This window comes from Burkholderia sp. MSMB1072 (assembly GCF_001524725.1).
Taxonomy (GTDB): domain Bacteria; phylum Pseudomonadota; class Gammaproteobacteria; order Burkholderiales; family Burkholderiaceae; genus Burkholderia.
Window position 1 is genome coordinate 162,107 of record NZ_LOYC01000047.1, and the last position, 12,818, is coordinate 174,924.

10 protein-coding genes are annotated in these 12,818 nt (G+C 66.9%); 1 reads left to right on the top strand and 9 read right to left on the bottom strand.

The features are described from left to right. Positions 1-48 precede the first annotated feature (48 nt). The gene (locus WS89_RS33975; protein WP_156440606.1) at positions 49-471 is read left to right on the top strand and encodes a hypothetical protein; all 423 of its coding nucleotides are present in this window, start codon (positions 49-51) and stop codon (positions 469-471) included. Between the two features lie 143 nt (positions 472-614). On the opposite strand, the gene WS89_RS23820 is transcribed toward WS89_RS33975, so the two are convergent. The 9 genes from WS89_RS23820 to WS89_RS23860 form a co-directional block, all read right to left on the bottom strand. Continuing rightward, complete coding sequence (locus WS89_RS23820; RefSeq protein ID WP_257128216.1) at positions 615-1,172, bottom strand: histidine kinase; 558 nt, start codon at positions 1,170-1,172, stop codon at positions 615-617. 62 nt (positions 1,173-1,234) lie between these two features. Then, complete coding sequence (locus tag WS89_RS23825) at positions 1,235-1,927, bottom strand: response regulator (RefSeq protein ID WP_059501193.1); 693 nt, start codon at positions 1,925-1,927, stop codon at positions 1,235-1,237. Positions 1,928-2,028: 101 nt separating this feature from the next. Further along, positions 2,029-3,459: an efflux transporter outer membrane subunit gene (locus tag WS89_RS23830; RefSeq protein WP_059793895.1), complete on the bottom strand. Its 1,431-nt coding sequence runs from the start codon at positions 3,457-3,459 to the stop codon at positions 2,029-2,031. Between the two features lie 4 nt (positions 3,460-3,463). Continuing rightward, positions 3,464-6,607 carry an efflux RND transporter permease subunit gene (locus WS89_RS23835; protein ID WP_059793897.1) on the bottom strand — a complete coding sequence of 1,048 codons (3,144 nt, stop codon included), beginning with the start codon at positions 6,605-6,607 and terminating at the stop codon, positions 3,464-3,466. Between the two features lie 20 nt (positions 6,608-6,627). Beyond that, entirely contained in the window at positions 6,628-7,785 is a 1,158-nt protein-coding gene (locus WS89_RS23840) for an efflux RND transporter periplasmic adaptor subunit (protein ID WP_034205219.1), read from the bottom strand. A 535-nt stretch (positions 7,786-8,320) separates the two neighbouring features. Then, complete coding sequence (locus tag WS89_RS23845; protein WP_059793899.1) at positions 8,321-8,791, bottom strand: VirK family protein; 471 nt, start codon at positions 8,789-8,791, stop codon at positions 8,321-8,323. An 81-nt stretch (positions 8,792-8,872) separates the two neighbouring features. Next, positions 8,873-9,484: an ankyrin repeat domain-containing protein gene (locus WS89_RS23850; RefSeq protein ID WP_059793900.1), complete on the bottom strand. Its 612-nt coding sequence runs from the start codon at positions 9,482-9,484 to the stop codon at positions 8,873-8,875. Positions 9,485-9,561: 77 nt separating this feature from the next. Continuing rightward, positions 9,562-11,097: a catalase gene (locus tag WS89_RS23855; protein WP_059501187.1), complete on the bottom strand. Its 1,536-nt coding sequence runs from the start codon at positions 11,095-11,097 to the stop codon at positions 9,562-9,564. A gap of 224 nt (positions 11,098-11,321) precedes the next feature. Next, on the bottom strand, positions 11,322-12,809 hold the full coding sequence (locus WS89_RS23860) for an efflux transporter outer membrane subunit (RefSeq protein ID WP_059793902.1): 1,488 nt from the start codon (positions 12,807-12,809) through the stop codon (positions 11,322-11,324). Positions 12,810-12,818 lie beyond the last annotated feature (9 nt).

A 12,818-nucleotide genomic window follows, 5' to 3' on the forward strand; every position in this document is an offset into this window, starting at 1 on the left:
TTGAACAACGAACGGCACGAACAACGATGGTCGACAGCGGTGCGGGTCATGCACCGCCGCTTTCTGTCGCATGCGGGCGGGTGGCACGGACGCGACAGGGCCTTTCGCCCGATCCGGAAAGCGGTTTTTTCTCCGGGGGCGAAATACGAAAAACGCGGTAACGGAAAGGCTGCGCCGCAAGGCGGCGCAGTCGCGCCGAATTCGGCGCGGGCGGGAATGCTAGAGCAACAGCTTCGTTGTCCTGCTCATTTGATTCGATCCTTCGGCCCGCTGCCGGATGGCAGCCGTCCAGTGAAATGCATCGGGATGCTGCACGCGCCGGCGGGCGAACGCATCATTCGGCGGCGCGTACTTCGGTGCAGCGGAAGCGAAAAAAACGTGGAGCGGAATCGTTTGCGTGGCAGGCAATCCGTCGGATTGCTTGCATCGGACGGTATCAAGAACGAAAGTATGATGTCAAACTTTTTTTGATTATATGAAACAAAGTTAAAGCTGATAAAGCGCAATGATTTTGAAAAGATCGGCGGTATTTTGTAATGTTCGAAACCGGCAACGCAGGTAATGCCGAAAGCGACTCGCCGATCCTTTCCGACGCGTGTTGCAATGGCCAGTCGTTATCGAGGAAATGCTCGAATCGGCGGGGCCTGTCGTTCGGTGGCCTGACGGTCGTCGACGATCCGGAACAGCGCGTCGACATGCCGAAGCAGCGCATCGCGCGAGGACGCGTCGGCATCGGTGGCGAGCGTCCTGATGGCGTCGAGCCGAGTTTCGAGTTCGGCGAGCCGGGTGCGCGTGACGCGACTGTTGCCGGCGAAGGTGGCCGTCGCATCGGATGAATTCGCAGGTTTCATTGAATGAGTCATCGCATTGAAATGCTCGATGAAGCGCGACAGGTCGGCCGGACAGCCGGCACGGGAAACCGTGCGCGCCGACGGATCGCCGGCGACGGTCCGGGCAGCGGTGTCCGCCATGGCGTCGAGCGTCGCGAGCATACGGTGGATCAGCCTGAGCAGGTCGAACGCGGCGGCCAGCAGGCAGACGAACAGTGCCGTCGCCGGCACCAGGTAAGTGGACGCACTGCGGAGCATGACGTCGGCCGTCGCGTCGCGCAGCAACGCGGCCGGCGCATGCAGTGCGTGGACGAAGAACGCGACGGTGCAGGCGAGCAGCACGACGACGCTCGCGGCGAGGCCGAACGCCCGCCCGATCTGCCGGCCGGGCCGTGCCGACAACGTCACCGCACGCCTCGCAGCCGGTAGCCGACGCCGCGCATCACTTCCGGCATGCCAGGTGCGCCGGCCTGTTCGAGTTTCTTGCGCAGCCTGCAGATGTGGCTGTCGACCGTGCGCTCCAGTGCGCTCACGTCGGCCATGCACGCGTCGAGCAACTCGCCGCGCGTGAATACGCGGCTCGGCGATCTCGCCAGGTGCGCGAGCAGCCGGAACTCCGTCAGCGTCAGCGTGATCGGCACCTCGGTGCCCGCCGTGCGCACGCGGGCCAGATAGCTGTCGGTGTCGACCTCGAGGTCGCCGACGCGCAGCATGCGCGTGGTCGGCGGCGCGGCGGAGCGGCGCAGGATCGCGCGCAACCGCGCGACGACTTCGGCCGGGTTGAACGGTTTGACGATGTAGTCGTCCGCGCCGGCGTGCAGGGCCTGCAGCCGGTCGAGGTCGCGATCGAACGCGGTGACGACGACAACGGGCGTATTGTCGCGCCGTCGCAACTCGGCGAGCACGTCCCAGCCGTTTTTCTGCGGCATCTTCACGTCGAGCAGAATCAGGTCGGGCTTCAGGCGCGGCTGCACGTCGAGCGCCGCTTGCCCGTCGGCGACGCGGTAGGTGCGAAAGCCGTCGTGCTTCAGGTATGCATCGAGGATGTCCGAGATGTCGGGCTCGTCTTCCGCGATCAGTATCAGGGAATTCGTCATGGGATGTACCGTGCGATGTCGAACAGTCGGGGCGGCCCGTGGCCGGGCCGGGGCACGCCGTTGCGCCACGCTGCCGCACGGGGCGCAACGGCGTCGTTCGTTCAGTTCTGCGCTAGGCGCTTCGACGGTGCGACGTCCTGGTCCGTCAGACCGCCGCCGAGCGCCTTGTACAGCGCAACGGCATTGCCGAGCTCGTCGCGGCGCAGGTCGAGCAGCGTCTGCCGTGCCGCATAGAGCTGCCGCTGCGAATCGAGCAACTCCAGCCGCCCCTCGACACCCGCGCGATAGCGCAGGTTCGACAGGTCGGTGCGGCGTTCGGCCGAAGCGACCACGCGCGTCTGCGCGTCGATCTGGCGGCCGAAGGTTTCGCGCCCGGCGATGCCGTCGGCTACTTCGCTGAACGCGGCCTGGATCGCGCGTTCGTATTCGGCGATCGCGCTGGACTTGCGCACTTGCGCGAGACGCAGCTCGGAACGCAGCCGGCCACCCTGGAAGATCGGCACCGTGACCTGCGGCGCGAAGCTCCACACGCGCTGGCCGCCGTCGAACAGGCTGCCCATCGCGGGGCTGAGGAAACCGATCGACGACGTCAACGACAGGCGCGGAAAGAACGCGGCGCGCGCGGCGCCGATGTCCGCATTCGCGGCGACGAGATTTTGTTCGGCCTGCTGGATATCCGGGCGACGGAACAGCAGCTCGGACGGCAGGCCGGCCGGCAATTGCGTCATCACCGGTTGCTGCTGAAGCGGCATCGGCTCGGGCAGATCCTTGGGCAGCTCGGCGCCGACCAGCAGGCGCAGCGCGTTGCGCGCCTGCTCGACGGCGCGCGTGCGCGCTTCGAGGTCGGCCGTCGCGCTCGCGACCTGGCCTTCGGCCTGCGCGATGTCGACGCCGCTCGCCTGATGCGCTTCCTTCAGGCGGCGCGCGAGATCGAGCGATTGTCGCCAGTCGGCGAGCGTGCGCTCGGACAACTGACGCTGCTCGTGCGCGAGGCGTTCGGCGAAGTACGCGTCCGCCACGCCGCCGACGAGCGAGATCTGCACCGCGCGGCGGCCGTGATCGGTTGCCAGATAGCGCGCGAACGCGGCATCCGATTGCGACTTCACGCGGCCGAACAGGTCGATCTCGAACGCGCTGATACCGACGTTCACGCCGTACTGGTTTTGCGTCGTGCCGAACAGCGGTGGATTCGACTGCGTGTCGTCCGACGTGCGCTGGCGCGTGAAGTTCGCGCCGGCGCCGATCGACGGCAGACGCGCGGCGCGCTGGATGCCGTACTGCGCTTCGGCGGCCTCGACGTTCAGCGCCGCCACGCGCAGGTCGCGGTTGTTGTCGAGCGCGAGCTCGATCAGGCGCTGCAGGCGACGGTCGCCGAACATCGTGCGCCAGCCGAGATCGGCGGCGTTCGCGTGGAGATCGGCGGCAGCGGCGGCCGTGTAGGCCGTCGGCACCGGCATCGAGGGTTTGACCAGCGTCGGCGTGAGCGAGCAGGCCGACAGCGCGAGGACGAGGGGAAGAATAAGCAGTCGCATGGCATCAACCTTCCTGTCCGTGAGTCGGGGCCGCCGGCTGCTTGCGGGAAGCCCGCCATGCGCCGATGCGCTCCTGGATGCTCATCACGAACACAAAGAAAACGGGGACGAAGAAAATGGCCAGCACCGTGGCGGTCACCATGCCGCCGAACACGCCGGTGCCGATCGCGTGCTGCGTCTCGGCGCTGGCGCCGGTCGCGATCATCAGCGGCACGACGCCGAGGCCGAATGCGAGCGAGGTCATCAGGATCGGGCGCAGGCGCAGCTTCGACGCCTGCACGGCTGCCTCGATCAATCCCTTGCCTTCCTCGCGCAATTGCTTCGCGAACTCGACGATCAGGATCGCGTTCTTCGCGGACAGGCCGATCACGGTGATCATCCCGACCTTGAAGAACACGTCGTTCGGCAAGCCGCGCAGCAGCACCGCACCGATCGCGCCGATCAGGCCGAGCGGCACCACCAGCATCACCGACAGCGGAATCGACCAGCTTTCGTACAGCGCGGCGAGCACCAGGAACACGACGATCATCGACAGCACCATCAGCATCGGCGCCTGCGACGCCGACTGGCGTTCCTGCAGCGACTGGCCGGTCCACTCGACCGCGAAGCCCGGCGGCAATTGCGTGGCGAGACGTTCCATCTCGGCCATCGCCGCGCCGCTCGACTGGCCGGGGGCGGCGATGCCGGAGATCCGCGCGGACGGGTAGCCCTTGAAGCGCACCATCTGCAGCGGCGTCTCGGTCCACACCGGGCGCACCACTTCGGACAGCGGCACCATGCCGCCGGCCGCGTTGCGCACGTACAGCTTCATCACGTTGTCGATCTGCATGCGCGCCGGCGCGTCGGCCTGGATGATCACCTGCTGCATGCGGCCGGCGTTCGGGAAGTCGTTCACGTAGGTGGAGCCCATCGCGGTCGACAGCGTGTCGCTGAGCGTCGCGAACGACACGCCGAGCGCCTGCGCCTTCGCGCGATCGATTTCGAGGCGGATGCTCGTGCCGGCGGGCAGGCTGTCCGGGTACACGCCGGTCACGACCTTGCTTTGCGCGGCGAGTTCGAGCAGCCTGGCTTCCGCAGCCTTGAGCGCGGCCGTGCCCTGGTTGGCGCGATCTTCCAGGCGCATCGAGAAGCCCGAGCTGTTGCCGAGTTCGTCGATGGCCGGCGGCAGCAGGCTCATCACCGTACCTTCGGTCACGCCGGCCATCGCCTGCTGCGCGAGCATGCCTTCCTCGAGCGTCGACGCGCCGCCGCGATTCTTCCAGTCCTTCATCACGGACCAGTTGATCGCCGCGTTCGGGCCCTGGCCCGAGAAGCCGTAGCCGATCACGGAAATGCTCGACTGGATTGCCGGACGCGAAGCAAGATGCCGCTCCAGCGTCCTGACCACGTCGTGCGTGCGCTCGGCGGTAGCGTCAGCGGGCAGCAGAAAGCTGGTGATGAAGTAGCCCTGATCCTCGTCCGGCAGGAACGACGACGGCAGGCTGCGGAAGCCGAACACCAGCGCGCCCGCAATCGCGACGAACACCAGCATCACGCGGCCCGTGCGGCCGACCAGGCGGCCGACGCGCGTCTCGTACCATTTCGTCAGGCGGTCGAAGCGGCGGTTGAACCAGCCGAAGAAGCCGCGCTTCTCGTGGTGGCCCGGCGCGAGCGGCTTGAGCATCGTCGCGCACAGGGCCGGCGTGAGCGTCAGCGCCAGCAGCGCGGAGAACAGGATCGACACGGCCATCGACAGCGTGAACTGCTTGTAGATCACGCCCACCGAGCCGCTCGCCATCGCCATCGGCAGGAACACCGCGGTCAGCACCAGCGTGATGCCGACGATCGCGCCCGTGATTTCCTTCATCGCCTTCGACGTCGCGTCCTTCGGCGACAGTCCCTCCTCGGCCATCAGGCGTTCGACGTTCTCGACGACGACGATCGCATCGTCGACGATGATGCCGATCGCGAGCACCATGCCGAACATCGTCAGCACGTTGATCGAGAAGCCGGTCAGCAGCATCACCGAGAAGGTGCCGAGCATCGCGACCGGCGCGACGATGGCCGGGATCAGCGTATAGCGCACGTTCTGCAGGAACAGGTACATCACGAGGAACACGAGCACCATCGCCTCGAACAGCGTGGCCAGCACTTTCTCGATCGAGATCTTGACGAACGGCGACGTGTCGAGCGGGATCGAGTAGGTCATGCCCGACGGCATCGACTTGCTCAGTTCGGCCATGCGCGTGCGGATCGCGTCCGCCGTCTTCACGGCATTGGCGCCCGGTGCGAGCTGCACGCCGGCGAGCGTGGCCGGCCGGTTGTTCTCGCGGCTCACGAACATGTAGTTTTGCGAACCGAGTTCGACGCGCGCGACGTCGCCGAGCACGACCTTCGAACCGTCCGCGTTCGCGCGCAGCACGACCTTCGCGAATTCCTCCGGCGTGGTGAGCTGGCCCTGCGCGGTGAGCGGCACGGTCACGCGCTGGCCCGGCAGCGCGGGCAGCGCACCGAGACTGCCCGGCGCGATCTGCACGTTCTGCTGGCCGATCGCGATCGTCAGATCGCTCATCGACAAACCGAAATTGATCAGCTTCTGCGGATCGACCCAGATGCGCATCGCGCGCTCGGAGCCGAACTGCAGCACACGCCCGACACCGTCGATGCGCCGCAATTCCTCGGACACGCTGCGCGCCATGTAGTCGGCGAGCGCGCCTTCGTCGAAGCGGCCGCTGTCGGAGCGCAGGCCGATCAGCATCAGGAAGCCGGACGACGCGGATTCGACGATCAGCCCGTTCTGGCGCACGGCGGCAGGCAGGCGCGGCTCGATCGACTTGATCTTGTTCTGCACGTCGACCTGCGCCATCTCCGGATCGGTGCCGGGCTTGAACGTGACGGTGATCTGCGCGCTGCCGGACGTGTCGGCCGACGATTCGAAGTAGAGCAGGTTCTTGACGCCGGACAGCTCGCGCTCGATGAGGCTCAGCACGCCGTCGTTCATCGTCTGGGGCGTGGCGCCGGGATAGTTCGCGGTGATCGTGACGGACGGCGGTGCGACCGACGGGTAGCGTGCGACCGGCAGCTGCGGGATCGCGATCAGCCCCATCAGGATGATGAAGAGGGCGATCACCCACGCAAACACCGGGCGGCGGATAAAGAATTCAGCCATGGCGGGAGGCTCCTCGTGACTCAGTGCGCGGATGCGGCGGCCGCGTCAGGCGACTTCCAGTCGGTTGCGGCAGCCGGCGCGCCGTCGGTCAGGCGTTCCATGCCTTCGACGACGATCTTCTGGCCGGCCTGCAGGCCCGACTTGATGCGGTAGCTGCGGTTCGTGAGCTCGCCGACTTCGACGGCCTTCAGATGCGCGTTGCCCTTCGCGTCGAGCACCCATACCTGCGGCTTGCCGCCGGCGCGCACGACGGCCTGTTGCGGCACCATCACGGCGTTTGCGTAGTGGGCGCGCGGAATGCGGGCGCGCACGTACATGCCCGGCAGCAACTGGCGCTTCGGGTTGTCGACCAGCACGCGCAGCAGCACGTCACCGGTGCCCGGATCGACGTTGACGCCCGAAAACAGCATGCGGCCCTTGACGTCGTAGCGCGTGTCGTCGTCGCGCAGCACGTCGACCGGCAGGCCGTTGCCGTCGGACGCTTGCGGTTGAGCCGCGAGCGCGCCGCGCAGCGCGTCGAGCGAGGCGGCCGGCTGGCGCACGTCCACGTATACCTGGTCGATCTGCTGGATGCGCGCCATCGGCTGACTGTCGCTGCTCGACACCAGTGCACCTTCGGTCACGAGCGCCTGGTCGATGCGGCCGGCGATCGGCGCTTCCACGGTTGCGAATTTCAGGTCGAGCTGGCGTCGCGCAAGCGTCGCGCGGGCCTGCGCGACGTCGGCCGCGGCCTGGTCGCGTTGCGATACGGCGTCGTCGTACACCTGGCGGCTGATCGCATCGGCCTCGACGAGCGGCTTGAAGCGTGCGGCCTGCACCTTCGCGCGTTCGAGTGCGGCCTGCGCGCGCTGCAGCGATGCGGCGGCTGTGTCCATCTCCGCCTTGAACGGCGCCGGATTGATCTGGAACAGCGGCTGGCCCGGACGAACTTCGGTGCCCTGTTCGAACAGCCGGCGTTGCACGATGCCGCTCACCTGCGGCCGGATCTCGGCCACGCGCACGGCCGCGACGCGGCCGGGCAAGTCTTCGGTCACGTCGACGCGCGTGGCGGCCACGGTCATGGCCGCCACCGGTGTGGCCGGCGCGGCGGCCTGCTGTTCGGACGGCCCGCAACCCGCCAGCATTGCCGCCACCAGCGCGCATACGGCGCCGTGGCAGCATCGTTTCTGATTCTTCATAGCGACTCCAGGAAGCGCAGGCAGCCCACTGCCTGCTTTGACGGACCGGAGTCTGACGCGCGTAGTTGGTGTCTTTGATGCGGAAAGATGGAGATTCGATGGAGGTGGCGAAGGGCACCGAAAAACGATGGCGGCGGGGGCGGACGACGCTTGGCGGCACGCTGGCTGGGGACGACGGGTCTGCCGGGTGCCCGGCGTCGTGTCGGCGGCGGGGCGCGCGTGGATGCTGCCGAAAGCGGTGCGTGGCGACGAGCGCGCCATTGGCCGATCGCTATCGGGATCCGGCGCGGGCATCGCGCGATATCGAAGCGGACCCGGCCAGCGAATGGGCTGCGCCTTTCTTCATGCGGTACGGGATCGACCATCCCGATCCGGAGCGGATCGCATTCTATCGTCTGCTCGACGAGTATTTTCGAGTCGGAACGTGGGCGCGGACGACGCACGGATCGATTTTCCTGTTCCGTACGTCAGCCGAATTTCGTAGTACTCCTGCTGTTTCCGTGCGAATTTCCGCATTCGCTACGAAGTTCCGGCGTCAGTCGCGATCCCGCCACGCGTACGCGAAACGAAGGCCGTCGCCGAGCGTGCACTGGAAAACCTGCGCGGGTGCGACGGGCTGGTACGTGGTGGGCGAAAGCGAGCGTACCGTCACCGTCGCGCTTTCGTCCTGCATCACGCGGTACTGGATCAGCTCGAGTACGGTCGCGCCGCTCGGCTGGACGGTGAGGTGCTGGTTGGCGAACGCGAGCGTATTGCCGCCGACTTCCATGAAGTCGCGTATCGCGAAGCCGCCGGACACGGTGGGCGCCGCTGCCTGGTTAGCCGCCTGCTGCGCGTGCTGGCACTGGTTCGGCGAAAAGATCGCGGTGACCGTCGCGCCGGCAAAGAGCCGCGTGCGCAACTGACGATACGAATTGGCGCTGTCCGGTTGGGGGCTCGCGGCGGCGGCAGCGAGACTGGTTGTCGCGCCGGCGGCAACCAGAACAATGGCGAAGCGATTCAGCATTTTCCCGTCTCCGTGCGATGAAACCAACGGCACGATAGCACGGCGCATCCGCATCGTTCAGACGGTCGATCCGTAGTCGCACTACCGTTTGGCGCCGGCATCCCGCAGTGCGTCCGCGGCATACGTGTTGTCGTGCGTCAGCGCGAGTTGAAGCAGCGATTGGCCGCGCCGGTCGACATGGTTCGGATTCGCGCCATGCGCGACGAGCAGCGGAATCAGCTCGAAGCGGTTGAACAGCGTCGCGAACCCGAGCGCGGTTTCGCCGGCGCCGTTCGTCTGGTCGATCGGGCAGTGCGTGTCGATCAGGCGCCGCGCGATGTCGGGTTCGTTCTTGAAGAGGGCGCCCATCAGCGCCGTATTGCCGTGACGATCGCCGATGCACGCATTGGCGCCCGCCGACAACAGGTAGTCGAGCGCCGCAGGCTGCCCATCGTACGACGCGAGGATCACGGCCGTATAGCCGTGGCTGTCGGTGGCGTCGATGGGATAGCCGGCGTCGTGCAACGCGCGCAGGATATCGACGCGGCCGACGCGCGCGGCGTCGAACCAGTCGTCGTCATAGCGGCGCAGCGCGGCAGGGTCGGCCTTGCCGTATGCAGGCCGGTCGGGCAGGTGCGCGCAACCGGCGAGCGCGGCCAGCGCGAGCGACGCCGCGGCCGCGCGGATCGCGTGGGTGAAGCGTTCGGATCGCATGAGGATGTCCTGATGAGGTGGCCGGGCCGACGTGCGCGGGGCGAGCGCACACGTCGGCAGCGACCGTCGTCGCGGGATCAGTTGTCGCTCAGCTTCGCCGCGAGCGATTGCACTTGCTGGACGTTCGCGTGAACGGCCTGCGCGAGGCGCGTACCGTAATCGGCGTCGGCCTTGTAGAAGTACGACAGCATCGCGTACTGGTTGTGCGCGTTCTTCACCTGACCGAGATCGCCGGACAGCGCGGTGACGAGGTCGTCCTTGTCCTGCTGCGACAGGCTGCGGTAGTACTCGCCCGCCTGACGGAACGGCAGCTTCTTGCGGATCGCTTCCTGCTGCGTCGTGCCGCCGAGTGCCATGCGGACCGACTTGTACTGCGGATCCTGCGCGAGTTCGTTCAGCGTCGACGGTTCGTAATTCACCTCGCCCTTGCGGTCGCCGGCATTCATCTTGCCGTCCTGGTTGTTGTTGACGACCGGTACGACCGGGCGGTTGATCGGCAGATCCATGTAGTTCGCGCCGAGCCGGTACATCTGCGTGTCGGCGTACGCGAACAGGCGATCCTGCAGCATCCGGTCTTCGGACGGTTCGATGCCCGGCACGAGCCGCGACGGCGCGAAGGCCGATTCCTCGGTCGACTGGAAATAGTTATCGGGCACGCGGTTGAGCGTCATCGTGCCGATCTTGCGTTCAGGCACGCCGGTCCAGACCTTCGTATCGTCGAGCGCATCGAAGTCGAAGCGGTTCAGGTCCTTCGGCGCGAGCACCTGCACGTACAGATCCCACTTCGGGAAATCGCCCTGTTTCAGCGCGCCGTACAGGTCGTTCGTCATCATGTTCCAGTCGCGGCCGATCGATGCGGCGATCTCCTGCGGCCGCAGGCCGTGCACGCCTTGCTGGCTCTTCCAGTGGAACTTCACGTAGTGCACGTCGCCCTGCGCATTGACGAACTTGAACGCGTGCACCGCGAAGCCGTCCATGCGGCGATACGAATCGGGCATGCCGGCGTCCGTATACAGCATCGTCAGCATGTGGGTCGCTTCTGGCGTGTGCGCGAAGAAGTCGAACGCGAGGTTCGGATCCTGCACGCCAGTCACCGCGCTCGGTTTGTTCGCGTGCACGAAGTCGGGGAACTTGATGCCGTCGCGGATGAAGAACACCGGCCAGTTGATGCCGACCATGTCCCAGTTGCCCTGCTGCGTATAGAACTTCACCGCGAAGCCGCGCGGGTCGCGCGCCTGCTCGGGCGAGCCGCGATAGCCCATCACGGTGGAGAAACGCACGAACACGGGCGTGCGGGTGCCGGGCGTGAAGACCTTCGCTTTCGTCAGGTCGGAGATGTCGGCGCTCGGCACGAACTCGCCGAATGCGCCGGTGCCGCGTGCATGCACGACGCGTTCCGGAATGCGCTCGCGATCGAAGCGCTGCAGTTTCTCGATGAGTGCGGAGTCCTGCAGCAGCACCGGGCCGGCGGGGCCGGCCGTTTGCGAATTCTGGTTGTCGCCCACGGGCGCGCCGGTGTCGCGCGTGAGTTCGGCGGCATGCGGAGCAGCGGAGAGTGCCACGCAGATCGCGGCGACTGCGTGCCGCAGCACGCGATGGGAAGATGAGGACATGACGATGGAACTCCTTGAATCCGATCGGTGGTGGGGAAGCCGACTGAATTAGAAGAGATCGTCAGACGATTGGCTAATTGATATTCGATATGTTTTCGATAGCCGTGGGGTCGATGCCGCGCGAACCCTTCGTTGCGCACGAAACGAAACCGTATCGTTGCGTGCGCAGGGAGTCGTTGCGGCGCGCATGATGCATCGGTCGTGCATGATTTCTGGCGGCGCCGTCAACCGGCGCTCGTTTGCCATCCGAGCCCGAGGCTCTTTTGTATCGACACGTAGTTCTTGATCAGTTCGGCTTGCCCGGCGATCACGTTCTGCTGCGCGGAGAGCGCTTCGCGTTGCGTATCGAGCAGGTCGATCATCGACGCGACGCCCGCGCGATAGCGCTGGTCCATCAGCGCGCGCGAATGCACGGCCGACGTCTGCACCTTCGTCAACGCGACGACGTGCTCGCGCTGATGCCCGTAACGCTGCAGCGCGGTGTTGGCATCCTGTAATGCGCCGAGCACGGCCTTCTGATAATTCGCTTCCGCTTCGTCGCGCGACGCTTCGGCCGCGCGTACCGCGCCGCGCGTGCGTCCGAAGTCGAGAATGTTCCATTGCAGGTACGGCGCACCGATCCACGTGAAATTCTGCTTGCGGAACAGGTGGCCGGGGTCGGTCGCGCTGAAACCGAGATCGCCGAGCAACGTCACCTTCGGGAAATAGTCGGCGACATGCTCGCCGATCTGCGCATGACTCGACGCGAGCCGGCGTTCGGCCGCGCGGATGTCGGGGCGCTGTTTCAGCAACGTGGCCGGGTCGCCGATCGCGACGCTGCCGGGCAGCGTCGGCAACGCTGCGTCCGGGGCCGACAGCACGGCGTCGAGCGCGCCCGGCGCGCGGCCCGTCAGGATCGCGAGACGGTCGAGCGATTCGGTTACCTGCGCATCGAGCGGGATCAGCGACGCGCGCGTGTTCTCGACCTGCGTCGTCAGCCGCTCGATGTCCGCATCGGCCGCGACGCCGCGCGCGCGGCGCTGCTGCGCGAGTTCGAGCATCTGCTGCTGCAATTGCGCGGTGCGCCGCGACAACGCAAGTCGTTGCTGCTGGTCGCGCAGGTCGACATACGCATTCGCGACTTCGGCCGCGATCGACACCTGCGTGTCGGCGAGATCGGCATCGACGGCTTCGGCCTGCGCGGAAGCGGCTTCGACCGCGCGGCGCGTACCGCCGAACAGGTCGATTTCCCAGGTCGCGTCGAAGCCCGCCGAATAGAGTTGCAGCGGCCCCGAGCCGCCGAGCGACGGCGACGTGCTGCCCGACTGGCCCGAGCCGCTCGACGGCAGCAGCGAACCGAGCGCGCCGACGTCCGGTTCGCGCATGCGGATGGCCGCGACGGTGGCCGACGATTTCGGCATCTGCGCGGCGCGCTGTTGCGAGAGCTGCGCGCGCGCCGCGCGCAGGCGTGCCTGCGCGGCGTGCAGATCGGGGTTGTACACGAGCGCCGCGGTGATCAGCTCGTCGAGCTGCCGATCGTTCAGCGCGTGCCACCACGCGCTCGGCGCGGGTGCGGTGGTGTCGACGCCGGTGGCCGGCGCACGCACGAAGATCGGTGCATCGGGTGCGGCGGGCGCGCCGCGGTAGTCGGGGCCGACCGTGCAGCCGGCGAGCAGGCACGCGGCCGCGCACAGGGTGAGCGCGGGGCGGCGGAGCAGGGGGAAGGATTTCATCGCGTATGA